We start from the raw sequence: 26,161 nt of genomic DNA on the forward strand, positions 1-26,161 counted from the left end.
TGGACGAAGCACGAAATGCCAACTCCCCCCGTCATCGAGGAAATCGACTTCGGCAGCGAAGGCTACCGGACCGTGCTCGACTTCCGCGACCGGATCCTGCGCCAGCCGCTCGGGATGCGGCTTTCGGAAACCGACACTGAAGGTGAGGAGGTCCAGCGCCACTTCGTGCTGCGGCAGGACGGCGAGATCCTCGCCGGGGTGATCGCCGTGGCTCGCAAGCGGGGAACGGTTCAGCTCCGGCAGATGTGGGTCCGCGATGACACCGCCGGCCGCGGTCTCGGAAGGTCGCTGCTTGAGGGGGTGGAACGCATTCTCGCCGCGGAAGGCCTCGACCTGCTCACCCTGCACGCCCGCGTGGTGGTGCGCGGTTTCTACGAACGCTGCGGCTACACGCCCGAAGGAGAGGAGTTCGAGGAGATCGGACTCCCCCACATCGTCATGAGCCGCCGGATCGGAAATGGCTGATCCGCCCTCGCATGTCCGGCCGTTCTGGCCTACGGCGCGTCGCGTGAACGAGAGCCCTCCCCGCTTCTCCGGCGGCCGCATGATCGCGGCGGCCTTCGTGATCGGGTTCTGCTCGGGTCCGGGACAGTCGTTCACCTTCTCGGTCTTCCAACCGTTCCTGCTGGAAAGCTTCGGGATCTCGCGCGGAACCTTCGCCGGGATCTACGCCGCGGGCAGCCTGCTCAGCGCGATGGTCGCCTCGCTCGCGGGGCGCGCGGCTGACCGCTACGGTGTGCGTCGTACTTTGGCGCTGTCGGCGGTGGTCATGGCCGCGGCCTGCGGCGGAATGGCGCTGAGTGCTGGGCTGGTTTCCCTTTCGGTATCGCTCGCGGTCCTGCGGGCCCTCGGCCAAGGCACTCTCGTGCTGCTCGGCAGCTTGCTGGTGATGCAATGGTACGCCCGCAAGCGGGGCCGCGCGATGTCGTTGGCGGGACTCGGCGTGTCGCTGTCCGGCGCGGTGCTGCCGCCGGCATGCTTCGCGGCGATCGGCGCCTTCGGTTGGCAGGCGACCTACGCCTGGATCGGCGGGATCCTGCTCGTCGCGCTGCTTGCAGTGGCCGCCTTGCTGGTCCGCAACACCCCGGAGGAAGTCGGCCAGCACCCGGATGGCGATGGCGAACCGCAGCCGGTGCCGAAGCGCAAGCCCGACCGCCGCGTGTTCCGCTCCGCACGCTTCTGGATCCTCGCGATCGCTCTCGCCGCCGCGCCCTTCGCGGTCACCGCCCTCGTTTTCCACCAGGCCTCGCTGTTCGCCGACCGCGGGATCTCCGGCGAAGCCGCCGCCGGAATGCTGTCGGTGCTCGCCGTTTCCGCCGCTCTCACAACCCTGGCGACCGGACAACTGGTCGACCGCTTCGGTGTGAGGAAGATCCTGCGCGCCTTGCTGGTGATCGAAATGCTCTGCCTCGGCCTCGCGCAGGTGCTTCAGGACGGAGTGATGCTGTGGATCTACATCCTGCTTCTCGGCACGGTCGCCGGAAGTTCCGCCGTGATGGGCGGCGTTACATGGGCACGCTTCTACGGACGCGAAGGGCTCGGCGCGGTGCAAGGATCGGCCGGCACCGTGATGCTGACCGCCGCCGCCATCGCGCCGCTACCGATGGGACTCCTCCGCGACCTCACCGGCAGCCACACCGCCGGCCTCGCGATCTGCCTCCTGCTTCCCCTTGCCGGCCTCCTGCTGCTGATGCGGGATGTGGAGAAGATGGAGGAGTGAGGCTCAAGACTTGTCTCGTCGCAGCCTGGCCAGATCGGCAAGATCCTGAGGTCGCCCGGTCGCTTGCTTATTCTTCTCCAGTTCCTTTTTCCCGATCACGAAGACGCCAAGCCCGTCCAGGTCCATGCCGACCCGTGACCTCCAGGCTTCGTTCCAGCTGACGCCACTGATGCCGGTCAGAAGATCGATACGGTTCGGCGCACGACCCAGTTGGATCACTTGATCGCCATCGAGAAAGTCCGAGCGGGTGATACCGATGTCGCCGAAGCCAAAATCCTGGAGGACGGATTCCAACCGATCCGCGTTCTCGGGCGAGACCAGCACCATTAGATCGATGTCTTCCGTAAAACGCGGAGCGCCGTGGAACGCCAACGCGTAGCCACCAACGATCAGAAACTCAACTTTCCTTGAGAGGCACAACGCGACAAATTCGCGAACGTCTGGGTGAAGCTTCATCGGCATCCGGGTAAAAGGCGCGGCCACGATTGAGGATCGCCTCGAAGACTGCCAGCGCCTCATCGCGATCCTCGATCAACGGAGGGATGCCCTCGGATTCGAGGGCCCGCTTGATCGCGATCTTTTCCATGGATCGAACCTAACTTGAGTGAGGAGGGTTGTCGAGTTGGCACCCTCTCCGAAGTCAGGCTCGGCAGGATCGGACTCTCCCGGTCGGCCGTCGAGCGGGCGAACGGATTCCCACGCACACGACACGCCTCGGACGAGTGAGGGCACTCGTCCCTACCTTTCGGGTCTCAGTCCTCGTCCTTAGCGCCCTTCACCCGGACCTTGCCGCGGAGCTTGGCTTCGATGAAGGCGTCGATGTCGCCGTCCATGACGTTCTGGATGTTGCCGGTCTCCTCGCCGGTGCGCAGGTCGAGCACCTTCTGATAGGGCTGGAAAACGTACGAGCGGATCTGGTTGCCCCAGGCGATCTCACCCTTTTCGCCGTACGCCTGCTCGGCGGCGGCGGCGCGCTTGTCCTCCTCGATCTGCATCAGCTTCGCCTTGAGGATCTGGAACGCGAGCTCCTTGTTGGCGCCCTGCGTCCGCGAGGCGGTCGATTTGATCAGAATGCCGCTCGGCAAGTGGCGCAGCAACACGCCGGTCTCGACCTTGTTGACGTTCTGGCCGCCCTTGCCGCCGGAACGCATGTAGGAAATCTCGATGTCCTTGTCGGCGATCTCGATCTTGATCTCGTCGTCGACCTCCGGGGTCGCGTCGACCGAAGCGAACGAGGTGTGGCGTTTCCCCGCCGAGTCAAACGGCGAGATCCGCACCAGACGGTGGACGCCGCGCTCGTTCTTGAGGAAACCGTAGGCGTTCTCGCCGTTGATCTTGATGGTCGCCGAACGCAGGCCGGCCTCGTCGCCGTCTTCCCAGTCGATCGTTTCGCAGGAATACCCCTTCTTCTCCGCCCAGCGGACATACATCCGCTGCAGCATCTGGGCCCAGTCGCAGGCCTCGGTGCCGCCGGCACCGGCCTGGATGATCAGGTAGCAGCTCGCACCGTCGTTCGGCTTGTCGAGCAGGGTGACCAGCTCGAAGGACGAGATGTCCTTGTCGAGTTGCCCCGCCTGCGCGACCGCCTCGGCGGCCGAGTCGTCGTCGTCGAACTCCTTCGCCAGCTCGATCGCGGCAAGCACGTCGTCGAGTCCGGATTCGAGTCCGCGGAAAGTCTCCAGCTTCTTCTTCATCGAGGCCGCCCGCTCGCTGACGGTGCGGGCCTTGTTCGGGTCGTCCCAGAAATCGGGCGCTCCCATCGACTCCTCGAGAGTCGAGATTTCGCGTTCCAGCTTCGGGACGTCAAAGATACCCCCCGAGCTGGCCCAGACGCTTCCTCAGCGCGTCGGTGTCCAGGGTCGAGAGGTCGGCAGTATGTGTTTCGGCCATGAGGTGCGCGGAGGAAACGGCAGCCCCGGGGCGAATGCAAGGGAGAAGGATCAGGTTCGGCGCCCTGCACCCGTCGTCCCGCTCAACTCACTCCCGCTCCTTCACCTTCCAGCCTTCCACCCGGGTCTCGCCATCGACTCCACAATCGAAGGCAAGCGGTGCCTCAAGCCCCGGCGAACCATCACCCTGCGGATTCCCGTAGCGCTCTTCATCCGTGATCCCCGTCAGCCGGTTGTTGCGCACCGTGGAACCGGCGCTCTCGTCGTTCCGGAACAGGGGACGCGGCGTGCCACGGCACTCGATGATGTTGTCGGCGATGACATAGGTCGCGAAGTCGCTCTTCGAATTGAAACCGAACAGCCCTTCGGTTCGCGGCGTGGCGGTCGTCTCGCAGCGGACCTCGTTGTGGACGAACTCGAGCCCGGCATACGGCTCGTTCATCCAGATCACGCCGCGACCCGGATTGCGGATCAGGTTGTTGTGCATCCGGACGGGCCCCGCCGCCGGCGCCTTGCCGAAGGCGCTGATCAGGTTGCCGTGGTCCTTCGAGACATCGAAGTCGAACAGGTTGTGATCGATCTCCACGCCGTTGCGGACGAACTCGATCGAGTAGGTGTCGCGGAACAAGTTGTGATGTATGCGGAAGGTCCGCCCGCTCTCCGGCACCGGACCGCCGGCATGCTTCGGGATCGAAACGGTGCCGCTCAGCACGTTGTGATCGATCTCGATGTCCTCGTCGTTCTCGAACGGGAACTCGATCGAGAAGTTCACTTCGATCGTGTTGTGGTGGATCCGCAGCCGCTTCCCCTGCCGTCCCTTGATCCCGTAAAAGTTGTGCTCCGGGCCTTCCCTCGTCCGACGGAACCGGTTGTTGAAGATCACGCTGTCGGAGATCCAGATCACGAAGATGCCGCCGCCGGTGATCCCTCCTTTGGTTCCGGGCGCCCCGCGTTCCCACCGCCCACCGGTGTCGACGAACTCGCAGTCGTGGATCCGAGCGTTGGAGGTCTTGTAAGTACGAATGCCGGCGTACATGAAATCCTCGATCAGAAGGTCGCGGATTTCCACTGCGTCATTCGCCCAGCCGTAGATCGCCCCGTGCATTGCCGGACCGGTGAGGGTCATCGATGAAACCGAGACCTTCTCCGCCTTGTCCGCCAGACGGAGGAGATAGCCGGACTTGTCGAACTTGGCGTGGTTCGTCTCCGGGTCCGGAAGCGTCTTCGGATCGGCCTTCCATCCAGCCGCCGCCGTGATCACGGTTTTACCCCTACCGGCACCCACCAACTGCGTTCCGGCTCCAAGTCGGAGCGGCTGCTTCAGTTCAAAAAGCCCCTCGGCCACCTCGATCCGCCCTCCGGCCGCCACGGCTTCGACGAGTGCGTCGACCGACTTCACCGGTTCTCCCCGGACGGACGGAATCAGAAGGACCGCTGTAACGAAGATGGTTCTCATGCTTCCGGACTCCAACGCGGCACGGGCTCTCCAGCTTACGAAAATCGGGCCTACCCACGGCCGAGTTGCAGACCGACCCATTCCGCCCTTCGGCGCCGATACAAACCCCACCGGAAGGCCGTCTTGCAGGATCCCGAGCCTGCGGTAGACTAACTCCATGCGTCGATTCGCCGGCACACTCCTCATGCTGCTCACCCTGGTGGTGGCATTGCCGGAGCGTGCCTTCGCGACGGACCCCGCCTGCGGGGAGTCCTGTTGCTGCTGCGGCGATTCGGGTTCGGATGATTCCTGCCCTTGTTCGATCGACCAGCCGGACACCCCGGATGAGCCCCTGCTTTTCAGTCCGGGCACCGAGTGTCCCGCTTGCCCGGGCAGCCCCGAAGCCCGGACGACATTCCGACATGTCGTGGCTCCGCCGCAGGTCTTCATTCCGCGGCCGTTCGTCGGCCCCCGCGCACCACCGGCGGCATACCGGTCGGTCCTGATGGCTTGGTTGCATTGAGGCGGCGCGGTCCGAACCGCGATCCGACCTCACCGCATTGCATCCGGACTCCCCGAATGGGATTCCGGCGAAACCAAACACCTTCCATCATGAAATCAATTTATCTCATTCCGGCCCTGCTCGCCGGGGCCGCCTCGGCGCACCCGGTCAGCTACGAAGGGGCCTACCAGCTCATGCTCGGCGGCACCGAATCCGTCCAGAATCTGGAGCTCTACCATTCCTACACCGCTCGCGAGGCCTTCGGACTGCACGTCATGCGCTTCGAGGACGATCGCGACACCGATCTCTTCGCGGGCATCCAGCACAACTGGCTGCTCAAGCGCTGGAACCTGCCTTCCGCACAGGCGAACGTCTACGTCGGGCTCGGCGCCGGCGGTGCCCTGCGCGAGGGCGACAGCTGGGCTCCGGCCGGCATCGGGTTCTTCCGGGCCGACTACGAGACCCGCCGTATCTACACCGCCTTCGAAACCAAGCTGATCGGTTCCGAAGACGTGAGCCGCGGCTGGACGGCGGCATCCGTGGGCTTCGCGCCCTACGAGGCGGACTTCGATGAACTCAACACATGGTTCATCGTCCGCTTCGAGCACGTGAGCGGCATGCGGGACGACCTCGATGTCGTTCCCTACGTTCGACTCTTCAAGGACAACTACTTCCTGGAACTCGGCTGCTCGCTGGATGGCGAACCCAGCCTGAGCTTCATGGTCCACTTCTGAACCCGAACCCGAACCACATCATGAAACTGTTGATCGCACTCGGCATGCTCGCGGCACTGCCGCTGCACGCCTCGCCCGAACGGGTCATGACCGTCAAGGCCACCGTCCACGGGATGGTCTGCTCGTTCTGCGCCCAAGGCATCATCGCCCACTTCAAGAAGCACCCGGCCGTGTCCGACGTCCATGTCGACCTCGACCGCAAGCTGGTCCTCCTCGAGGAAAAGAAGGGAGCCTCGGTGACCGATAAGGAGATCCGCGAATACATCGCGCGATCCGGCTTCGATCTGAAGAAGATCGACCGCGTCAAGACCGCCTTCGACGAGGCGAAGAAGAAATGATCGATGGCCCTGTCGGCGGTCCCGCGCTTGCGGGGCCTGCCCGACGGGGCTTTGCTCCACCTGCCTGAATGAGCGACTGCTGCGGATCCAAATCTCCGGAACCGGAGGACAAGAAGCCGGACTGCTGTTCCACCGAAAAGGAACCGGAACCATCGTGTTGCGGCGGCAACGCCGGTCACGATGACCCCGCTTCGGACGACTCGTGCTGTGGCAGCAAAAGCAGAATCGACTGGCTGCTGTGGGGTTCGATGGTCCTCGTCGCGGCGGGCATCGCCGGTCACTTCATCGGAGGTGGACCGGGATGGTGGCACACCTTTTCCCACGGCTCGTGGGAGCTGATGTCGAAGGCATGGTGGGGGATCCTGATCGGGATCGCCGCCGTCGGCATCCTCGGCCAGGTCCCAAAGGAGGTCGTCGCGAAGCTTCTCGGCAAAGGCGGCACCACCGGCGGCATTGTTCGCGCCACGCTCGCCGGCACGCTGCTCGACCTCTGCAACCACGGCATCCTGATGGTCGGGATGCAGCTCTACCGCAAAGGCGCATCGCTCGGACAAACGATCGCCTTCCTCGTCTCGAGTCCGTGGAACTCGCTCTCGCTCACCCTCATTCTGATCGGTCTGATCGGCCTGAAGTGGACGCTGGCCTTTGTCGCGCTCTCGATGGTGATCGGCATCATCGCGGGCTGGGTTGCCGACATTCTGGTCAAGCGCGGGGCCTTGCCGGAAAATCCGCACGAGATCGAAGTCGACGGCAGCTACCGGCTGCGCGACGGCCTCCAGGAGGCATGGGCGGGCATCCGCCCCGGCGACGGCAACCTGAAGCGGATCGTCCGGGACGGCCTCAGCGAGTCGAAGATGATCCTTCGCTGGATCTTCTTCGGGATCGCGATGGCCGGTGCCATCCGCGCCTTTGTTCCCGATGCCATCTTCTCAGAATACTTCGGCCCGACGATGATCGGCCTACTGCTGACGCTGGCCGCGACCACCGTCATCGAGGTCTGCTCCGAAGGATCGAGCCCGATCGCCGCCGACCTGCTGAACCGTGCCGGCGCCCCGGGCAATGCCTTCACCTTCCTCATGGCCGGAGCCGCGACCGACTACACGGAGATCATGGCGCTCAAGGAAACCACCAAGTCGTGGAAGGCCACCTTCGCCCTTCCGCTGCTAACCACGCCCCAAGTTCTGGCGATTTCCTGGCTGCTCAATCACTACGGCGCGTAATCGCCCGAAATAAGCGGATTGTATCCGCAAAAAAGCGACACAGCTTCGGATTTCCGAGCGTAGCTTGGCTCAGAAACTGCCGGTTTAGGCGGGCAGACTTCCCGATTTCCAAGGGATTCCGGTCCGACCCGCGGCCTCACGCGCATGACTTCGCTCTCCGCCACCACCTGCCTCACCGGCTCGCTGCTCTGCCTCACCGGCACGGGCCTTCTCGCCCAATCGGCGGATCCGGCAGCCCTGACGATGTCCCAGGAGATCGAGTACCTGCTCGAGGACTACTGCTGGAAGTGCCACGACAGCGGCACCACCAAGGGTGACGTCCGGCTCGACAACCTGACCGAAATGCCTCTCGGCGACCGCCTCGAGTTGTTCAACCGGATGCACGAGCAGACGTACCTCGAGCACATGCCTCCGGAGGACGAGGACGACCAGCCGTCGGCCGAAGAGCGCAAGAAGCTGATCGCGTGGATCGCGCAGGACCTGAAGATCCACGACGCCGAGAAGCTCAGCGCCAAGCTGAAGATGCCGGCCTACGGCAACTACGTCTCCCACGAAAAGTTGTTCTCCGGCGAGCATGCCGACCTCAAGCCCTCCACTCCGGACCGGCGCTGGCTGATCAGCGAGTACATCTTCAATGCCAAGTTCCAGCGGATCCTCGAGGTCCAAACCAAGGTGTCGCGCGGAAAGCAGCGGATCGACGTGGTCGGCAGCAAGAAGATCCGCGACGTCTCGCTGGCGAATCCGTTCCTGTTGCCCGAAACGGTCGGCGTCCGCTACTACGCCAACGAGGACCTGACCGGCGGTCATCTTTCGGCGATGCTGACCAACGCGCAGAAGGTCTCGGAGTTCATCACCGACGTCCACGTTCCCAAACGCGGCGGCCGCTACCTTCCGGCGATCACCGAGATCATGGCTCTCGAGGAATCCCACATGGCCACGCTCGCCTCACGCCGCGAGTTCCTCGACCACTTCGTCGCCCGGATCTGCGAAGAGGTCCATGGCGACCGGCATGAGGCCCTCCTGCCGGAGTTCGTGCCGGTGAAGCTGAAGCCGCTGCCGACGCTGAAGGACGGGGAGAAGTACAAGAAGGCGCCGATGAACGTCTCGACCAACATGCTCAAGAAGCTGGAGGCCGACCGTCTCGTCTATCACACCTTGTCGGACCCGGAATTCGCGCATCTCAGCGATGACGAATTCCGCGAGTTCTGCGAACGGATCTGGTTCTACCGCGGCGACCACGAGCGCACGATCCAGAGCCGGATGGCCCTGCTCCGGGAATATGTCCCCGAGTTCCGGGAAATCGCCGAAAAGTCGGGACAGAAGATCAAGCGGGTCGTCTACGAACCCCTCGAGGAATCCGAGATGGAAGCCATCCGCGCGGCGATCCTGAAACACCGCGTGAAGGGCGACCACTACTCGACCCTGATCGAGAAGTGCATGACCGAGTGGGAGCAGTCTTTCGAGCAGGAGCGTATCGACGCCGGACCGCCGACCGACAGCCTGCTCGCCGAACTGGCTTCGCAGCTCTCCACCCTGATCCTCGAGCGGGAGCCGACCGGGGAAGAAACCGCCGACTACGTCGCACTTACCAAGTCCTACATCGAGAAGCTCGGCCGCCGGAAGGCGGTGCAGAAGCTGATCCAGACCTTCTTCCTCTCCAGCGAGTTCGCTTACCGAAACGAGTTCGGAGCCGGCAAGCCGGACGAGTTCGGCCGTCGCATGCTGTCGCCACGCGACGCCAGCTACGCCATCGCCTACGCGCTGACCGACCAGAGTCCGGATGAGGAGCTGGTGGCTGCCGCCCGCGAGGGAAGGCTCAGCACCCGCGAGGACTACGAACGCGAGATCCGCCGCATGCTGGCCCGGCGCGATGTCCACACGCTCATCGACCCCGTCCTTGAGGACAAGAACTGGAACGAGAACACGACGGACCTTCCCATCCGCGAACTGCGCTTCTTCCGCGAGTTCTTCGGCTACCCGAAGGCGCTGAAGATCTTCAAGGACGAGAAGCGCTTCGGCGGCGACCGCTTGGACCAGTCCACCAACCGTCTGGTCAGCGAGGCGGACCGACTCGTCGAGTACATCCTCAAGCAGGACCGGGACGTCTTCGGGGAACTCGTCGGCACCGAGAAGTTCTACGTCTATCACGACGGCGACAACGAGCGGATGCGTGAGGCTTCCGAGAAGATCAAGCGCATCTACGCCTACTTCAAGGACACCGGCTGGGAAGACTTCGGCTATCCGGAACTCGAGAAGCACAAGGAGTTCCTGCGGGAGGAGCCGATGCGCAGCATCAACCCGGACAATCTGAAGTCCGGCAACCGCCAGGGCGACGGTCTCAAGCTTTTCAAGAAGTCGCTGACCTCCATCACCGCCCGCCTCGACAAGGGCCAGAAACACGCTCCGCCCTTCGACCTCTACCGCGGCTACGGGTCGGACTTCATGCCCGGCGAGAACGTCGCCAAACTGTGGGGCTACCGGAAGGACGACTGGGACTGGTCGCCGGACCAGCCGATGAAGGTCGCCAACCGCAAGGGCATGCTGACCCACCCGGCATGGCTCGTCGCCCATGCCTTCAACACCGAGACCGACCCGGTCCACCGCGGCAAGTTCGTCCGCGAGAAGTTGCTCGCCGGCACCATTCCGGACGTCCCGATCACGGTCGACGCCCAGATTCCGGAAGACCACAACGCGACGCTTCGCGCACGGCTGGTCAGCGCCACCGAGAACAAGAACTGCTGGCACTGCCACGAGCGGATGAACCCGCTCGGCTACACCTTCGAGATGTACGACGACTTCGGCCGTTACCGCACCGAGGAGTTCCTCGAGTACCCGGAACACCTCGTCGAGAAGCGGCCGGACAAGCCCAAGGACCGCGACCACCTGTTGGACCTGCGCGACCTCTACAAGACGCTCCCGGTTGATTCGACCGGCCATCTCGACGGCACCGGGGACGAGTCTCTCGACGGCGATCTGAAGGGCGCGGTCGATCTGGCCGATCGCCTTTCGAAGTCGCGACGCGTCCGCCAGTCGTTCATCCGCCACGCCTTCCGATATTTCATGGGCCGCAATGAAACGCTCTCCGACTCCAAAACACTGATCGACGCCGAGAAGGCCTACGACCAGAGTGGCGGAAGCTTCGATGAAGTCGTCGTTTCACTGCTCACCTCCGATTCCTTCATCTACCGCAAAGCCAAAGACCACGAGACCGATGACCAATAGACGAGACTTCCTCAAGATGTCGGGACTGGGAGCGGGCGCCATGACGCTCTTCCCGTCCTTCAATCAATTGTTCGCGGCTCCCGCCACCGCGGCCACCGGCTTTCCCAAGCGCTTCATCTTCATCCGCAAGTCGAGCGGCATCCGCCCGCTCGAAGTGGCGCTTCCGACCTTCTCGAACCAGGAGAGGGACCTCGACAAGAACAAGCAGCAGCTGGAGGTCGATCTCGACAAGCACGAGCTCCCGAACTGGCTGCGCGGCCTCGACGAGCACAAGGAGAACATGACCATTCTCCAGGGCCTCTCGGCGAAGATGAGCGAGAACATCCACTTCTCGTTCTCGTCGGTGATGGGTTGCTTCAAGTCGAACCGCAACACGCTCAGCGCCATCAAGCGCACGACGGTCGACTTCGAACTCGCCAAGCTGTTCCCCTCACCCTTCGGCCATGTCGAGCTGTCGTTCGCCCAAGGTCGCACCGGGATCGTGTCGGGCTACTCGGCGCCGGCACCGCAGCGGCGGAACTACTGCTACGCCGATCCGGAAACCGCGCGCAACGAGCTCTTCAAGTCGGTCCTTAATCCCGAAGCGGTGAACTCCGACAACGACATGCTGTCGTTCCTGCAGGGCAAGGAAGGTCTCAAGGCCAGCGGCATCGCCGGCCACGAAAAGCAGCGCCAGGAAATGCAGGTCGAATCGATCGAAGCGATCCGCCAGCGCAACAAGATGCTCATCGAGCTCTCCGGAACGCTCGCCGATCACCTGCCCGAACTTCCATCCGTCCACGCCGATGGCGGCCCGAACGCCAGCACGCCCGAGAAGCAGGCGGCGATGACCGACGTGCTGATCGCGGCGCTGAAGGCCGGCCTGACGAACGTCGTGACCTACACGATCGATGACCTCGGCACGCCGATCACCGGACTGCCCGGCAACGAAACCGACCGCGTCGGTATCCACCCGCTCGGCCACGACGAAGCCTTCGGCGGAGTGCCGGCATGGAAGACACGCGAGCAGATCCGGATCAGCCACGTCAACCAGATCAAGACGATCGTCGAGAAGCTCAAGCAGGTGCCCGAGGGCAACGGCACGATGTTCGACAACACCATGGTGATGTATTTCCCGGAGAACGGGGAGACCCACCACGGCATCGGTCTCGAGTCGCCCTTCGTCATCATGTCCGGCGCCAACTGCAACCTCGACATGGCCGGCCGCTATGTCCGCCTCCCGGTCCTCGGAGTCGCCGGTCACAAGACCTTGGGCAACTGGTACACCACCCTGCTCAATGCTCATGGCAACCCGATCAAGCACTACGGCGACCTCGACCTCGAGATGGCCCGCAAGAAGCTCGATCAGCTCGGCCCCATCCGGCAGTTCATGAGCTGACAAGGAGGGGCTGCATCCTGCCGCCCTCTTCAACGCTCTTGGAGTTAGCGCGTGCTTAAATAAGCGGCTTCTTTTCGCAAATCCGCGACACAGCAGCCTTCTCCCGACCGTAGCTTGGCGCAGAATCTGCCACCACGGCCGGGCGAGACCCTTGTACTCCGGGGGAATCCGGTCCCACCCGCGGCCCGACGCGCATGACCTCGATTCCCGCCACCACCTGCCTCGCCGGCTCGCTGCTCTGCCTGACCGGCCCGGGACTGATCGCCCAATCGGCGAAACCGACGGCATTGAACATGCCGCAGGAGATCGAGTACCTGCTCGAGGACTACTGCTGGAAGTGCCACGACAACGGCACCACCAAGGGCGACATCCGGCTCGATAACCTCACCGAGCTTCCGCTCGATGAACGCCTCGACCTCTTCAACCGGATGCACGAGCAGGCCTACCTCGAGCACATGCCGCCGAAGGACGAGGACGACCAGCCGTCGGCGGAAGAGCGCGACAAGCTGATCGCGTGGATCGCGCAGGACCTGAAGGCACACGATGCCGAGAAGCTCGGCGCCAAGCTGAAGATGCCGGCGTACGGCAACTACGTCGATCACCAGAAACTCTTCTCCGGCGACTACGCCGACCTCAACGGCGCCACTCCGGACCGCCGCTGGCTGATCAGCGAGTACATCTTCGATGCCAAATTCAACCGGCTGCTGAGGTACGATCCGAATCGCACGATCGACGGCAAACGGGTTCGGGTCATCGGCGACAACAACCGTCGGGGCGTGAACCTGACCAACCCGTTCCTTCTGCCGACGGACAGTGGCGTGCGCTACTACGACAACACGACGCTCGATGGCGGACATCTGCTGACGATGCTGACGAACGCCCGCGAGGCTTCCGCCTACATCATGTATCTGGCGGAGCGAAATCGCGGCAATGTGTTCCCGGCCGTCCATGCGATCATGAAGCAGGAGTGGGAGGACGAGCAGACGCTGGCCGAGCGCGAGCGGTTCCTCACCGACTTCATGGATCAGCTGCTCGCTGACATCTATGACGAACGCCGGCACCAGGAGTTGTTGCCCGCATTCGTTCCCGTCGAGGTGGAACCGGTCGAGGAGTCCGAGGACGTGAAGAAAGCCGGCCTCCATTCGGCGAACCTCGGGAACGAGGAGATGAAGCTGATGTATCACACGGTGCTGAAGCATCAGGACACGGCGCGGGACGATCCCGCCCTCATCCGCGCCTGCGAGCGCGAGTGGTTCAACTACGGCCACTCCGAGCGGCAGATCACCATGCGCGTCACCTTCCTGCACAACTATTTCGATAGCTGGCGGGAATCCATGGTGAAGTACAACTACGCGCAGAAGAACAAGCCGCCCGTCTACAAGCCCCGCAGCGACGAGGAGATGGAGATCATCCGCAGCACCATCGTGAAGCACCGGCAGGAGGGAGACACCTATCAGGCGATCATCAGCAAGTGCGTGGCGGACTGGAAACAGGGATTCGAGAAGAAGCGCGTGGAGGGCGGCGTGGCCGACGACGAACAGATCGGCACGCTGGTGCTGGAGCTCTTCCACGAAATCCTGGAACGCGAGCCGAGCCCGCAGGATGCGGTCGAGAATTTCAATCTGGCCAAAAGCTACATCGGGTCGCTGGGGAACCGGGGCGCGGTCGAGAAGATGATCGAAACGCTCATCCTCAATTCCGACTTCGTTTACCGCTCGGAATTCGGTGTCGGCGAAGCGGATGAGCACGGCCGGCGGATGATGTCCCCGCGCGACGCGGCCTACGCGATTTCCTACGCACTGACCGACAGCAGCCCGGACGCGGAACTGCTCGAAGCGGCGGAGAACGGCGAGCTGCGGAGTCGCGAAGACTACAAGCGCGAGGTGACCCGCCTGCTCAGCAAGCGTGACCAGTACTACATCATCGACGAGGCCGTCGAACGGCAGAACCGGACCGCCAACTTCACAAACCTGCCCATCCGCAAGCTGCGCTTCTTCCGCGAGTTCTTCGGCTACCCGCAGATGCTGTCCATTTTCAAGGACAACAAGCGTTTCGGTGGCAACTACGAGAACTCGAAATACCGGATGGTGGCCGAAGCCGACCGCTTGGTGGAACACATCCTCATCGGCGACGAGAAGGTGTTCGAGAAACTCCTGACCACCGAGGAGTTCTACGTGTTCCACTCGGGTGACAACGAAGCGATGACCGCCTCGTCGGAGCGCATCCGCAAGATCTACGATCACTTCAAGGACACGGACTGGAGGAACTTCGAGAACGAGGATCTCGAGAAGCACGTCGACTTCCTGAACGAGGTCGAGATGCGGGGCGTGAACGCGAAGCAGGGATTCAAGGACAAGGGCCGGCAGAATTCGCTGCGTGCCTTCAAGACCGCGATGGAAAGCTTCAGCCTGCGTCTCGACAACGGCGAGAAAGCCGCGGCTCCCTTTGTTTCATTCCCCGCCCACGGACCGGGCAACGCCAGCACCCGGACGGGCTTTTCCCTGACCGGCGAAGAGGTGGCGAAATCCTACAACATCGACCTCATCAACTGGGACTATCCGACCAACCAGCCTGCGAAGGTCGAGCACCGCAGCGGGATGCTCACCCACCCGGCATGGCTGATCGCCTTCGCCCGCAATACCGAGACCGATCCGATCCACCGCGGAAAGTGGATCCGCGAGAAGCTGTTGGCAGGAACGATCCCCGACGTGCCGATCACGGTGGATGCGGTGGTGCCCGAAGACCATACCAAGACCATGCGCACCCGCCTCGCCGAGAGGACCGAGGAGGCCTACTGCTGGAAGTGCCACGAACACATGAACCCGCTGGGGAACGCGTTCGAGATGTACGACGACTTCGGCCGCTACCGCATGGAGGAATTCCTCGAGCATCCCGACAACCTGATTGAGAAGCGCCCGGACAAGGGACAGGCCTACGAAGACCTGCGGGACATCTACAAGACCCTGCCGGTGGTCTCGACGGGCCGACTCGAGGGCACGGATGATCCGGAACTCGACGGAGAGGTGGAGGACGGCATCGAACTGGCCCGGCGTCTCGCCAAGTCCGACCGCGTCCGCCAGTCGATCATCCGTCACGCCTTCCGCTACTTCATGGGCCGCAACGAAACGCTGTCCGACTCGAAGACGCTCATCGATGCCGACCAGGCCTACCTCGAATCCGGAGGCAGCTTCGATGCCGTGATCGTTTCGCTGCTGACTTCCGATTCCTTCCTCTACCGAATTTCCACCAAGAACTGAGACCATGACCTCGAGAAGAGACTTCCTGAGAACCTCGCTGATGGGCGCCGGCGCGCTCTCGCTCACGCCATCGCTCAAGGCCCTGGTCGAAGGACCCGCCGCAACGGGATTCCCCAAGCGCTTCATCTTCATCCGCAAGTCGAACGGCCTGCGCCCGCTTGAGCTCGCCCTGCCGACCTTCTCGGCAAAGGACAAGGAGCTCGACGAGCGCAAGCAGGCACTCGAGGTCGACCTCGACGGACATGAACTCCCGGACTGGCTCAAGGGACTCGATGCCCACAAGTCGAACCTCACCATCCTCCAGGGGCTGTCGTCGAAGATGAGCGAGAACGGCCACTTCTCCTACTCATCGGTGATGGGTTGCTACAAATCGAACCGCAACTCGCTCAGCGGGATCAAGCGGGCGACCATCGACTTCGAACTCGCGAAGCTGAGCCCCTCACCGTTCGGCCACGTCGAGCTCTCCCTCACCGGTAACTACAACGAGTTCCGTACCGGCATCGTTTCCGGCTACTCCGCCTCCGGGCCGCAGCAGCGCAACTACTGCTACGCCGATCCGCAGACCGCCTACAACGAGCTGTTCAAGTGCGTCACCAATCCCGAGGCGATGAACTCGGACAACGCGATGCTGCAGTTCCTTCAGAGTGACGAGAACTTCAAGGCGAAGGTGCTCGAGGGATACGAGAAGCTCAAACTCAGCAACCACGTCGACTCCATTGAGTCGATCCGCAAGCGCAACAAGGAGCTTGCGAAGATCTCGGGCAACATCGCCAAGCACCTTCCCGAGATCGACAAGGTGCATGCCGACGGAGGGCTGAACGCCTCCACCCCTGAGAAGCAGGACGCCATGACCGAGATTCTCATCTCGGCCATGATCACCGGCCTGACCAACGTGGTGACCTACACGATCGACGAGCTTTCCACCCCGATCCGCGGACTCGAAGGCAACGAGGGCGACCGCATCTCCATCCACGAACTCGGTCACAACGGCGGCTACAGCGGTGTCCCCGCCGACAAGATCCGCGAGACGATCCGCATCGGCCACATGAAGCAGGTCGCGCGCATCGTCGAGCGCCTCAAGGCGGAGCCCGAAGGCGACGGCACGATGTTCGACAACACGATGATCATGTACTTCCCGGAAGGCGGCGAGACCCACCACGGTCACGGCACCGAAGCGCCGTTCGTCGTGCTCTCCGGCGACAAGTGCAACCTCGACATCGCCGGCCGCTACATCCGACTCCCCTACCACGCCACCGAAGGCCACAAGTCGCTCGGCAACTGGTACACCACCCTGCTCAACGCCCACGGCAATCCGATCAAGCACTACGGCGACCTCGACCTCGACATGTCCCGCAAGAAGCTCGATCAGCTCGGCGCCATCCAGCAGTTCATGAGCTGACAAGGAGGGGCTGCATCCTGCTGCCCTCTCTCCAATCCGGACCCCCTCGGGTCCGGATCAACTTCCCCCGTCCACCGCACCGCCCTTCGCCGGCCTCCCTGCGGCCTCCCCGTGCATTCTGCAATCGCAGGATTCAATTCTGCGACCTGCAGCACCCGTCTCCGGCGCCTCTTGCCGCGGGTCCTTCCCCCAAATCCCAAGGAATTCCGCGATCTTCCCGTCCAAGCCGCCCTGATCCCGCCTTTGGCATCCGCGATGCGAAAAGGATCGCATGGACTCCCACACACTCGAACGCGCAGCAACTTACAAGGATGTCGGCAAACTGCTTCTGAAGTACTTGCCGAAGATCTCCCGCGACCGGGACCAGGTGGCCCAGCACCTCGGCTTCGACGACGACATCGCACCGAGCGAAAGCGCCGAGGAGTTCGCCTCGGACCTTGAAAAGCTCGGGCCGACTTTCGTCAAGCTGGGCCAACTCCTGTCCACCCGCTCCGACCTGCTTCCTCCCGAATGGACCACCGCCCTGCAGCGACTCCAGGATGACGTCGAACCGGTCCCGTTCGACGCGATCCGCGAGCGCATCGAGACCGAACTCGGCGCCAAGATCGAACGGCTCTTCGATCACTTCGAGGAACGGCCGATCGCCTGTGCGTCTCTCGGACAGGTCCACCGCGCCACGCTGCGCTCGGGCGGGCCCGAGGTGGTCGTGAAAATCCAGCGCCCCGGAATTCGCGAGCGGGTCGTCAGTGAGCTGGATGCGATCCAGAACATCGCCGACTTCCTCTGCGAGCACACGAAGATGGGGCGGACCTACGACATCGACCTCATGGTCACCCAGTTCCGCAAGGCGATTGTCGGCGAGCTGAACTACCAGGCCGAGGCCGAGAATCTCGTGCGCCTCGCCAAGAACCTGAAGGCCATCGATGCGATCGTCGTGCCTTCCCCGATCCGCGATTACTGCTCGATGGGCGTCCTGACCATGGACTGCATCCACGGTACGAAGGTCACCGAGGTCGCGGGCGTGGTGAAGACCGAGCTCGATGGCGAAGCTTTGGCGGAGAAACTCTTCGAAGCCTATCTGCAGCAGATTTTGGTCGATGGCTTTTTCCACGCCGATCCCCACCCGGGAAATGTCATGCTGACCCGCGACCGCCAGCTCGCCCTGATCGACCTCGGCATGGTCGGCACGGTCTCGGACGGAACCCGTGACCTGCTCATCCAGCTCCTCGGCGCCGTTGCCGACGGCAAAGGCACCGATGCAACCAAGGTGGCTCTCCGTCTTGGTCGCGCGAAGGAGGGATTCGACCCGGCCAGCTTCAAGGAAGAGATGGAGGAGCTCGTCGAGTCCCGCCAGTCGACCAGCATCGAAGATCTCCAGGTCGGAACCATGGTCATGAGCATCACCGAGATCTGCGGTCGCAACGGCCTGCGCATCCCGTCGTCGCTGTTCATGATCGGCAAGATGCTTCTCAACCTCGACATGATCGGCAAACACCTGGCTCCGCAGTTCAACCCCGACGCCAGCCTGCGCCGTCACCTGTCCGAACTCTCCCGCAAGAACCTCGATCAGGAATTCTCTCTCGGAAGCCTCTTGAGCCACTTCTCGGACATGAAGGAAATGCTTCTGGAGACCCCGTCACGGATCAACCGGACCCTGGAGATGGTCGCGCAGAACGAGCTGAAGATCCAGGTCGACGCGATCGATGAGAAGCAGTTGCTGCTCGGCTTCCACCGCGTCGCCAACCGGATCACCGTCGGCCTCATCCTTGCCGCGCTGATCGTCGGCGCCTCGATGCTGATGGGCATCGAATCCAGCTTCACCCTCATGGGCTACCCCGGGCTTGCGATCATCTTCTTCCTCATCGCCGCCATCGGCGGCCTGATCGTCGTCGGGCGCATCCTGTTCGGCAACGAGAAGGGCGGGTGATCGGCGGCCGATAGGTTGCCCATCAATGGAGCGACAGTCGTAGGTCCACTAGGATCTGTTCACGAATTGCGTGCGATGATGAATGCCGCTACCAGATAGACCGCAGAGAAAAAGGTCTGAGAAAGCTTGTCGTAGCGCGTGGCAATGCGTCGGAAGTGTTTGATCTTGTTGAAGAACCGTTCGACCCGGTTTCGGCGGCGGTAGCGATTCCGGTCATACCGGATGACGCCTGCCCTTGAGTTGATCGGCGGGATCACCGCTTCAATGCCCTCGAAGTTCAGGCGCTCGCGGATGCGATTGGCGTCGTAACCCTTGTCGAGCATGGCTGCTTCCAGAACGTTCTCCGGCTGGAGGCTTTCGAAGAGTGTCTCGAACTGCCTGCCATCATGGGCCTGGCCAGGGGTAAGATGCAGCGCCACGCTACAGTTCTCATCAATGGTTGCTGCGTGAATCTTGGTGCTCAATCCCCCTCGAGAGCGTCCGAGAGCCTGATCGGAAGAGTTTTTTTTGGCGCTCCGGCCGCATGCTGATGAGCTCGGACTGTGGTGGAGTCCATCATCAGTTCACGAGCTCCGGCAAAGTGCCCGCCTTGCATTTCCTGCCAAAGGCGCTTCCACACACCACGCTCCTGCCACCGCCGGAAACGCATGTAGACGGCATGCCAATAGCCCAGTTCAGGAGGTAGATCGCGCCACGGGCAACCTGTCCGGTTCAGATAAAGAACCGCCTCCATGAATTCGCGATCACTCATGGCCGGTGGAGCTCCCGCACGCGAATGCTTCGCCTTGGTCAGAGCACTTTCAATCTGCTCCCAAATCTCGTCGGTGATCATGCTTCGAGGATGTCCAGCTGGCATCCGAAGCTTGAAACAAACGCTTCAGGAAAAGTACAGATTTAATTCGTGAACAGATCCTAGAGTATATCCGGTCTGCAGCCACCTTTTGCTGACCCATATGCATCCACCGAGCCTCACATCACCACACACATCGGTGCCCATCCCAACGCCAAATTTGGCGAGAGGAAATTGAGGCCTTCCCGACGGAGTTCAAACCGAGAAATGACGGATCACCCCGTCACTGCCAGATGGGAACGCGGATAGATCGCGCGATCCGAACTTCCGCCTCCGTCGCCCGCGAGCCTCGATATTCATGCCGTCTTGCCGCGGAGGTCGGGAGCGGCTTGATTGTGGTGCGCGGTGTGGCGGTTAGCCACTATCGGCACAGCTTCAAGGGCTAACAGAAAGGGTGAACGTGATCCAGCATGACGACAAAGGCCGAGTATCGTTTGGTTCTTGGGACTTCCTGATACAGGCGCTGATTGTCCTGAATTTGATCGCTTTCGCGATCGAGACCCTTCCCGGCATACCTCAGGGATGGCAGCCGCCACTCCGGATTTTCGAGGTTGGTTCCGTTACGGTTTTCACCCTGGAGTATCTCCTCAGGCTCCTCCTCGGGCGGCCAAGACTATCCTATGCGCTATCGTTCTTTGGCATTGTCGATCTACTCGCCATTCTTCCCTTCTATCTGGCAACAGGCTTCGATCTGCGGTCGATTCGAGCGTTCAGACTGCTTCGCTTGTTCAGGCTTCTCAAGCTCGCCCGTTACAGCTCGGCTATGCAACGATTCCACCGCGCATTTCTGATCGCCCGTGAGGAGTTGGTTTTGTTTGGCGCGACAGCGTTAATCGTTCTGTACCTATCGGCTGTAGGAATCTACTACTTTGAGAGGGACGCTCAGCCAGAAGCTTTCGGCTCGGTGTTCCATTCCTTGTGGTGGTCAGTAGCGACCCTGACAACAGTCGGGTACGGCGATGTACACCCGGTGACCGTCGGAGGTCGGGTTTTCACGTTCTTCGTCTTGATTGTCGGCCTCGGAATCGTCGCAGTGCCCACCGGCCTGTTCGCATCGGCGCTGTCAAAGGCGCGCGAGACGGAATAACCGAGGCTTCACGTGTTGAACACTACCACCGCGAATGCGGCAACATAGGCAATCCGCTTGCTCTGCCCGCCGGGCCGCGGACAGGAGAGCGTCTTCACAGACCCTGTCACGTAGTCCCTCGGTTCGTTGCCGGTCAAATACTCCCCCAGCGGAGCGGGTCGGCGGAGGATCGAACTCGTCACCCGAAGCCGAACCTGATCGAGTTGTCGATGGCGCACGGGTTGCGCACACCACCTCATCGCTAAAGTGAATTGTCAGCGCATCGCTTGGTATTTGTGGGCGATTGGAACTGTCCTGATCGCGCTCAGTTGGTTCTCCATCGTCACGCGAACCGTCGGATGGGTGGGATTCGGAATCGGAATGGCGGGGAGTCTTCTCGGCTGGGGGTTGAAGCCTCCTCCGCGCAACCCAGATCCCAAGAGCCTTGAGACTTCTCCGGACGAGCCCGGTCCGAAATCCTAGAGCATACTTCGAAATGTCACAGGCGCGGAACCGCGAGTGACCACAACCGGATCAGGATAAGGTCAGGAGCTTCCAGTGAATCGCGAAAGGATGCAAACTTCAGAAACTAGGAGGCACGCTTGTTCCAAAAGATTTCGCGGCCATTCGCGATTTTCGCAGTTCAATCTCTTCATCGAGAATTCCTCAGCCGGCTCCGGGACAAAGCAAACCGCTAGCGACGGCATCGCTGCCGCCCCTCGTCGTTTGAGAATCAGACGTCCGATCAGTTGCCGACCGGAGTCAGAGTGAAGTCCTTCACCGAGAAGCCTTTCTCGTTGCCGGCGCTCTGGCGGCTGAAGCGGAGGACGTTCTTGCCCTTCTTCAGCTCGATCACAACCGGAGCGGTCTCGCCCCACAGGCCCACGGTGTGGGGCAACTCGATCTCGGCCTGCTCCTTCGAGTCGTTGACGGTCACCAGCAGGCTCTGCTGCCAGCTCGGGGTGACGATCCGCGCGGTGATCTCATACTTGCCCGCCGCCGGAGCGTCGAAGGTGTACTCGAACGGCTGGCTGCCGCCGTTGCGGCTGTAGTGCAGCTGCTTCCCGCCGAGCGTGCTGTCCATGAAGATGATCTTGCCGGTGCTCTTCGTCGGGTTGCTGGTGGCGGCGGCCGGGATCGTGATGACGCCATCACTATCGACGGTCGGCTGGCGGTCCGCATCGGTCAGCTCGACATCGGTGATCTCGATCACTTCCTTGGTCACGTTGGCCTCGGCGATGTCCTGGCCGACGGCGTCGAGCGTCTTCGACTTGGCGGCCTCGATGATCGATTGTTGCACGTAAAGCGAGACGCCGTACCAGAACTTCGGATCACCGGAGAGGAATCCGAACACGCGTGGCTCGCCCATCACGTCGCCGATCCACTGGGCGCGCTTGACCTTCATGAACGGCTCACCCGTGGCACGGGCCTGGGTGTTGGCGAGGAAGTCGAGGTCCTTGTTGTAGCGGGTCTTCGTCCAGCCACTGCCCCAGCCGGCACCAAGGCACGGCACCCAGCCTTCCGGCGTCCAGTGAACGAGGGCGGCGTGGCCCTTCTGCGGACGGGCGGTGGTCGGAATCCCGAAGGCGCGCAGCGTGAAGCGGCCGAAGAACGCGCGTCGGCCGCAGATGCCGCCGTTCTTGAGGATGTTCTGGAAGAACTGCAGATCGTCGCGGTCGTACTTGTTGTCCTCCGAGCCGTAGCGGATGTCGCTGCGGACGATCTCGACGTAGCGCCACCGGTAGTCCGGCTTGGTCACCTGGTCGGGGCGGTAGTTGCGAAGCATTTCACGGCCCCACGCGAGGACGTCGTTCGGCTCCTCGCCATCGACCACCATGCGGTAGTCCCAAACGGTCAGGTCCTTGAATGCGGGATCGAGCTCGTCGTTGAGGAAAGCCTTCTCGAAGTGGAGGTAACGCTCGACCGGATCGACGTGCGACGGCGCGTCCTTGGCGTCGACCGCATTGCGCTGTGCGACCGGCTCGGCGTGTTCGAGCGCGACCGCAAGCGCGAGGCGCTGAAGGGTGCCCTCGCCGGCCTTGTCGGAGGCCTTCCGGATGTCGCGGTAGATCTCCATCGCACGGCCGTACTTGCCGCCCGCGGCGCCATCGGCGACCGCCATCTGAACGAGCAGATCACCATCGGCGAACATCAGCTCGACCAGCTCCTGCTGCGCTTCGCCCTGCTGCGCAAATCCGGCAAGACCCTTCGGGCTCGCTTCCGTCAGCACCACAAAGCCCGCCAGCTTGGCATCCAGCTTGTCGCTGGAGAGCAGATCCTGAAGTCCGAGGTCCTTGATCGCCTTCACCGTCGCCGCCTTCGCATCGGCCACCGCCTTCTCGGCTTCCTTGGCCGCCTTCTCGACCTTCGGCCGTTCCTTGAGCGCCTTGTCGAGCAGAGCCTGCCGTTCCTTGAGCGCCGCGACGCCTTCCTCACGGTTCTGCTCCCAGTGCGCGAGGTCCTTCTTCGCCGCTTCCCTCTCATCGGCGGTCTTCGCCTTCTTGAGCTTCTCCTTCGCCGCAGCGATGCCCTTGTCGGCACCCCCGATCCACTTGCCCTTGGCGTGACCGACGAGTCCCTGCGCTTTGCCAACCTCACCCATGCGCGCCTTGGCGGCATCGAGCTCCTTGGTCGCGACGACCTCGGCTTCGCGGGCCTTCAGGTAGGCCGACTGGTCGCCGGCATCGAGTTTCGGCAACGCCCCGATGATCTCCTTCCTCAGGGTCTCGAGGTAACTCGCATACTTCTCCTCGAGCTTCTGGCCGGCCTCGCTGAGGACGACTCCCGGTTCCGCCTTCTTCTTCGCCCAAAGGTTCGGCGCTCCAAGGGTCGTGACGGCTCCTGCAACCAGGAGGTTTCGAATCAGTCTCATGTTCATCGCTGCAATCCGCATGGGTTGTCGGGGTGGGTGTGCCGAAACCGCCAATCCTGCGGTCCCGGCCTGCACCATCGCACGATAAACGCCCCAAACCCGGGGAAATTTCAAAAATGCGATTCCGGGGCAGGTTGCCGCCTACGCCAATGACACCCAAGTCACTGATAGCGAGATCATTGAGTCCGATTTTCGCATCACTGAATGCGATCGAAATCCCCGCGATGCTCTCCCCGCAGGGAAGTCGCCCAAAGGTGTCTGTTAGACGGAAATACGCTACTTGAGTGATCTCATCTCCACCTCACTTCGCCTTGCCAAGTGCCTTTTCGATCGCCTTGCGTTCGGCCTTTTCGTCGAACTTCGGATTCGTGGTGAGCGAGGTCGGGGCGTCCGACTTCTTCTGCCAGTCGCGCAGGATGCCGAGCAGCTCGTCGCGCTTCTCCGGCATCTCCGCGGCGAGGTCCTTCCGCTCGCGGATGTCGTCCTTCAGGTTGTAGAGCACGACCTTTCCGTCCTCGAAGTACTGCTTCAGCTTGAAATCACCGACACGCACCACCGAGACCGGCCGCGAGCGGAACAACGGATCCCGCTGCTCGCCGTAAATGCTGTAGCTCTGGAGATAGGCCGGGAAGTGCCAGAAGATCGGACGCTCGCCGAAGCTCTCCTTCTCACCCTTCAGGATCGGCACGAGGCTGCGGCCGTCGACGGGCTGGTCGGGCAATGGCACACCGGCGATCTCGCAGAAGGTCGGGTAGATGTCGGTGCCGATGATCGGCGCGTCCGATCGGCTGCCCGGCTCCACGACACCCGGCCAGTGGATGAAGTACGGCACCCGGATGCCGCCTTCGAAGTAGGTCCCCTTGTAGCCCCACAGCGGATCCATGTCAGTCGCCGGACCATAGCCGCCGTTGTCGGAGGAAAAGACGATCACGGTGTCGTCGCGCTCGCCGAGTCGCTCGAGTTCGCTGACCAGACGTCCGACGCTGTCATCGATCGCCTGGATCATCGTCGCCATCACCACGTGGTCATGCAGCTTGCCCGGCTTCTTCGATTCGTACTTCGGAAGCAGGTCCTTCTTCGGGTGCAAGGGTGTGTGGACTCCGAAGTGGGCGAGGTAGGCGCACCACGGGCCGTCCTTGCTGTCCTTGATGAACTCGATCGTCCGGTCGGTGAGCGCGTCGGCGAGGTACTCTCCATCGGGTCCGTAGTGACCTTTGAAGCCCGGGAGTTTCTGATGCTCGACCGCCACGTCGAATCCCTGCGTCGTCGGATCCGGCCCGAGGTGCCACTTGCCGAACATGCCCGTGCGGTAGCCCGCCTTCTTCAGCGACTCGGCCCAGGTCACGATGCCGTCGTCGAGCACCGAGGTCCCCGGCGCAACGTTCAGACGGCGGAACTCCGCCTTGCCCCGTGGCTTCGTCCCGACATTGAAGATCCGGTGGCGCGGCGTGTACTGACCGCTCAACAGGCAGGCGCGGGCCGGAGCGCAGTTGGCAGCGTTCGAGTAGCCGTTGGTGAAGACCATGCCGCCCTTGGCAAGGCCATCGAGAACCGGCGTCTCGTAGAAGTCCGACCCCATGTATCCGGTGTCCTTCCAACCGAAGTCATCGAGGTAGATGAACAGGATGTTCGGCTTCTCCGCCGCGAGTGCCGGAGCGGCAAGCACGAGGAGCAAGGAGAGCGGTGCAGCGAGAATACGAAGGATCATGGCGATGGATGGGGCTCGCGGACGCGAGGGATGAAACGACCGCTCGGCGCTGTTCCGCTACGTCGGCAGGCAACGCGACATTGCACCGCCGACATCCTGCGAGATGAGAAATACAAAACGGCACAGGACGGAATGTCCTGCGCCGCTGGGGGGCACCTTGGGTCCCTTTTGATCCTCACGGATCACTTGCCGCATTTGTCGCAGCCCTTGCCCTTGCCCTTGCCCTTGCCCTTGCCCTTGCCCTTGCCCTTGCCCTTGCCCTTGCCCTTGCCCTTGCCCTTGCCCTTGCCCTTGCCCTTGCCCTTGCCCTTGCCCTTGCCCTTGCCCTTGCCCTTGCCCTTTCCTTTGCCGCCTTCGCATTGGCCGTCCTCGCACTGGCCGCCGCCTTCGCCACCGCGTTTGCGGAAGCGCTTGCCTTGGCCATTGCCGCCGCCTCCACCGCCACCGCCGCCTCCCTTGGCGAAGTATTCGCCGGAGCCGGATGGGGATTGCTGGCCGTAGTGCGGTCCGTTCTGGGCTTCCGAGGTGGCCAGGCCGAAGGCGACCAGGCCAAGGGTGATCATCAGAGTCTTCATGGTTCGATATGGTTGGGTTGTCCGTGCCTCGATGGCACCTCCCACATTACCCGCCGAAGATGACGACAA

At 62.5% G+C, this 26,161-nt stretch carries 19 protein-coding genes and 1 pseudogene; 12 read left to right on the plus strand and 8 right to left on the minus strand.

Features of this window, described 5'->3' with window-relative positions; translation table 11 throughout:
- Positions 1–15: 15 nt before the first annotated feature.
- Together HAHE_RS08375 and HAHE_RS08380 are read left to right on the plus strand one after the other, a co-directional pair.
- Positions 16–465 (plus strand): GNAT family N-acetyltransferase, encoded by a 450-nt coding sequence (locus tag HAHE_RS08375; protein ID WP_338690137.1) that lies wholly within the window; start codon positions 16–18, stop codon positions 463–465.
- On the plus strand, positions 458–1,720 hold the full coding sequence (locus tag HAHE_RS08380; RefSeq protein ID WP_338690140.1) for an MFS transporter: 1,263 nt from the start codon (positions 458–460) through the stop codon (positions 1,718–1,720). The genes HAHE_RS08375 and HAHE_RS08380 overlap by 8 nt, the downstream gene beginning before the upstream one ends.
- Before the next feature lie 3 nt (positions 1,721–1,723).
- On the opposite strand, the gene HAHE_RS08385 is transcribed toward HAHE_RS08380, so the two are convergent.
- The 4 genes from HAHE_RS08385 to HAHE_RS08400 all read right to left on the minus strand — a co-directional run bounded on the left by HAHE_RS08385 (position 1,724) and on the right by HAHE_RS08400 (position 5,065).
- Positions 1,724–2,176 (minus strand): nucleotidyl transferase AbiEii/AbiGii toxin family protein, encoded by a 453-nt coding sequence (locus HAHE_RS08385; RefSeq protein WP_338690143.1) that lies wholly within the window; start codon positions 2,174–2,176, stop codon positions 1,724–1,726.
- The gene (locus HAHE_RS08390) at positions 2,118–2,306 is read right to left on the minus strand and encodes a hypothetical protein (protein WP_338690145.1); all 189 of its coding nucleotides are present in this window, start codon (positions 2,304–2,306) and stop codon (positions 2,118–2,120) included. The genes HAHE_RS08385 and HAHE_RS08390 overlap by 59 nt, the downstream gene beginning before the upstream one ends.
- 166 nt (positions 2,307–2,472) lie before the next feature.
- Positions 2,473–3,610 (minus strand): peptide chain release factor 2 gene (prfB, locus tag HAHE_RS08395; RefSeq protein WP_338690146.1). Its coding sequence is split into 2 segments (ribosomal slippage): positions 2,473–3,525 and positions 3,527–3,610, totalling 1,137 coding nucleotides; the frame shifts between segments, so codons are not numbered across the junction.
- An 87-nt stretch (positions 3,611–3,697) separates the two neighbouring features.
- Positions 3,698–5,065 carry a right-handed parallel beta-helix repeat-containing protein gene (locus HAHE_RS08400; RefSeq protein ID WP_338690148.1) on the minus strand — a complete coding sequence of 456 codons (1,368 nt, stop codon included), beginning with the start codon at positions 5,063–5,065 and terminating at the stop codon, positions 3,698–3,700.
- A gap of 157 nt (positions 5,066–5,222) precedes the next feature.
- Between HAHE_RS08400 and HAHE_RS08405 the strand changes: the two genes are divergently transcribed.
- The 9 genes from HAHE_RS08405 to HAHE_RS08445 all read left to right on the plus strand — a co-directional run bounded on the left by HAHE_RS08405 (position 5,223) and on the right by HAHE_RS08445 (position 19,021).
- Positions 5,223–5,567, plus strand: coding sequence for a hypothetical protein (locus tag HAHE_RS08405; protein ID WP_338690150.1), 345 nt, complete (start codon positions 5,223–5,225; stop codon positions 5,565–5,567).
- Between the two features lie 89 nt (positions 5,568–5,656).
- Positions 5,657–6,280 carry a hypothetical protein gene (locus HAHE_RS08410; RefSeq protein WP_338690152.1) on the plus strand — a complete coding sequence of 208 codons (624 nt, stop codon included), beginning with the start codon at positions 5,657–5,659 and terminating at the stop codon, positions 6,278–6,280.
- A 20-nt stretch (positions 6,281–6,300) separates the two neighbouring features.
- Positions 6,301–6,618, plus strand: coding sequence for a heavy-metal-associated domain-containing protein (locus tag HAHE_RS08415; protein ID WP_338690154.1), 318 nt, complete (start codon positions 6,301–6,303; stop codon positions 6,616–6,618).
- A 68-nt stretch (positions 6,619–6,686) separates the two neighbouring features.
- Positions 6,687–7,838 (plus strand): permease, encoded by a 1,152-nt coding sequence (locus HAHE_RS08420; RefSeq protein ID WP_338690156.1) that lies wholly within the window; start codon positions 6,687–6,689, stop codon positions 7,836–7,838.
- Positions 7,839–7,982: 144 nt separating this feature from the next.
- A complete protein-coding gene (locus tag HAHE_RS08425; RefSeq protein ID WP_338690158.1) occupies positions 7,983–11,060 on the plus strand; it encodes a DUF1588 domain-containing protein in 3,078 nt (1,025 codons plus the stop codon).
- Positions 11,050–12,438, plus strand: a complete 1,389-nt coding sequence (locus HAHE_RS08430; protein WP_338690160.1) for a DUF1552 domain-containing protein — start codon at positions 11,050–11,052, stop codon at positions 12,436–12,438. The genes HAHE_RS08425 and HAHE_RS08430 overlap by 11 nt, the downstream gene beginning before the upstream one ends.
- A gap of 194 nt (positions 12,439–12,632) precedes the next feature.
- Positions 12,633–15,695 (plus strand): DUF1588 domain-containing protein, encoded by a 3,063-nt coding sequence (locus HAHE_RS08435; RefSeq protein WP_338690162.1) that lies wholly within the window; start codon positions 12,633–12,635, stop codon positions 15,693–15,695.
- A gap of 4 nt (positions 15,696–15,699) precedes the next feature.
- Positions 15,700–17,094 carry a DUF1552 domain-containing protein gene (locus tag HAHE_RS08440; RefSeq protein ID WP_338690164.1) on the plus strand — a complete coding sequence of 465 codons (1,395 nt, stop codon included), beginning with the start codon at positions 15,700–15,702 and terminating at the stop codon, positions 17,092–17,094.
- A gap of 271 nt (positions 17,095–17,365) precedes the next feature.
- Positions 17,366–19,021 carry an ABC1 kinase family protein gene (locus HAHE_RS08445; RefSeq protein WP_338690165.1) on the plus strand — a complete coding sequence of 552 codons (1,656 nt, stop codon included), beginning with the start codon at positions 17,366–17,368 and terminating at the stop codon, positions 19,019–19,021.
- Positions 19,022–19,083: 62 nt separating this feature from the next.
- Here the strand turns inward: HAHE_RS08445 and HAHE_RS21730 are convergent.
- A pseudogene (locus tag HAHE_RS21730) lies at positions 19,084–19,893 on the minus strand (IS5 family transposase); the annotation flags it as partial.
- Between the two features lie 372 nt (positions 19,894–20,265).
- Here HAHE_RS21730 and HAHE_RS08460 point away from each other — a divergent pair.
- Entirely contained in the window at positions 20,266–20,958 is a 693-nt protein-coding gene (locus HAHE_RS08460; RefSeq protein WP_338690166.1) for an ion transporter, read from the plus strand.
- 724 nt (positions 20,959–21,682) lie between these two features.
- Here HAHE_RS08460 and HAHE_RS08465 read toward each other — a convergent pair.
- From HAHE_RS08465 to HAHE_RS08475, 3 genes are all read right to left on the minus strand, one after another.
- Positions 21,683–23,809: a hypothetical protein gene (locus tag HAHE_RS08465; RefSeq protein ID WP_338690168.1), complete on the minus strand. Its 2,127-nt coding sequence runs from the start codon at positions 23,807–23,809 to the stop codon at positions 21,683–21,685.
- Positions 23,810–24,110: 301 nt separating this feature from the next.
- Positions 24,111–25,517, minus strand: coding sequence for a sulfatase (locus HAHE_RS08470; RefSeq protein ID WP_338690170.1), 1,407 nt, complete (start codon positions 25,515–25,517; stop codon positions 24,111–24,113).
- A gap of 182 nt (positions 25,518–25,699) precedes the next feature.
- A complete protein-coding gene (locus tag HAHE_RS08475) occupies positions 25,700–26,092 on the minus strand; it encodes a hypothetical protein (protein WP_338690172.1) in 393 nt (130 codons plus the stop codon).
- Between the last annotated feature and the right edge of the window lie 69 nt (positions 26,093–26,161).

Source organism: Haloferula helveola (assembly GCF_037076345.1).
GTDB lineage: Bacteria > Verrucomicrobiota > Verrucomicrobiia > Verrucomicrobiales > Akkermansiaceae > Haloferula > Haloferula helveola.

Bases quoted from the DNA above. Each gene is read 5' to 3' on its own strand.
- HAHE_RS08465 (WP_338690168.1), bottom strand. From the start codon at position 23,809: ATGAGACTGATTCGAAACCTCCTGGTTGCAGGAGCCGTCACGACCCTT.
- HAHE_RS08445 (WP_338690165.1), top strand. From the start codon at position 17,366: ATGGACTCCCACACACTCGAACGCGCAGCAACTTACAAGGATGTCGGC.
- HAHE_RS08400 (WP_338690148.1), bottom strand. From the start codon at position 5,065: ATGAGAACCATCTTCGTTACAGCGGTCCTTCTGATTCCGTCCGTCCGG.
- HAHE_RS08475 (WP_338690172.1), bottom strand. From the start codon at position 26,092: ATGAAGACTCTGATGATCACCCTTGGCCTGGTCGCCTTCGGCCTGGCC.
- HAHE_RS08375 (WP_338690137.1), top strand. From the start codon at position 16: ATGCCAACTCCCCCCGTCATCGAGGAAATCGACTTCGGCAGCGAAGGC.
- HAHE_RS08470 (WP_338690170.1), bottom strand. From the start codon at position 25,517: ATGATCCTTCGTATTCTCGCTGCACCGCTCTCCTTGCTCCTCGTGCTT.
- HAHE_RS08390 (WP_338690145.1), bottom strand. From the start codon at position 2,306: ATGGAAAAGATCGCGATCAAGCGGGCCCTCGAATCCGAGGGCATCCCT.
- HAHE_RS08435 (WP_338690162.1), top strand. From the start codon at position 12,633: ATGACCTCGATTCCCGCCACCACCTGCCTCGCCGGCTCGCTGCTCTGC.
- HAHE_RS08385 (WP_338690143.1), bottom strand. From the start codon at position 2,176: ATGAAGCTTCACCCAGACGTTCGCGAATTTGTCGCGTTGTGCCTCTCA.
- HAHE_RS08420 (WP_338690156.1), top strand. From the start codon at position 6,687: ATGAGCGACTGCTGCGGATCCAAATCTCCGGAACCGGAGGACAAGAAG.
- HAHE_RS08405 (WP_338690150.1), top strand. From the start codon at position 5,223: ATGCGTCGATTCGCCGGCACACTCCTCATGCTGCTCACCCTGGTGGTG.
- HAHE_RS08425 (WP_338690158.1), top strand. From the start codon at position 7,983: ATGACTTCGCTCTCCGCCACCACCTGCCTCACCGGCTCGCTGCTCTGC.
- HAHE_RS08380 (WP_338690140.1), top strand. From the start codon at position 458: ATGGCTGATCCGCCCTCGCATGTCCGGCCGTTCTGGCCTACGGCGCGT.
- HAHE_RS08440 (WP_338690164.1), top strand. From the start codon at position 15,700: ATGACCTCGAGAAGAGACTTCCTGAGAACCTCGCTGATGGGCGCCGGC.
- HAHE_RS08410 (WP_338690152.1), top strand. From the start codon at position 5,657: ATGAAATCAATTTATCTCATTCCGGCCCTGCTCGCCGGGGCCGCCTCG.
- HAHE_RS08430 (WP_338690160.1), top strand. From the start codon at position 11,050: ATGACCAATAGACGAGACTTCCTCAAGATGTCGGGACTGGGAGCGGGC.
- HAHE_RS08415 (WP_338690154.1), top strand. From the start codon at position 6,301: ATGAAACTGTTGATCGCACTCGGCATGCTCGCGGCACTGCCGCTGCAC.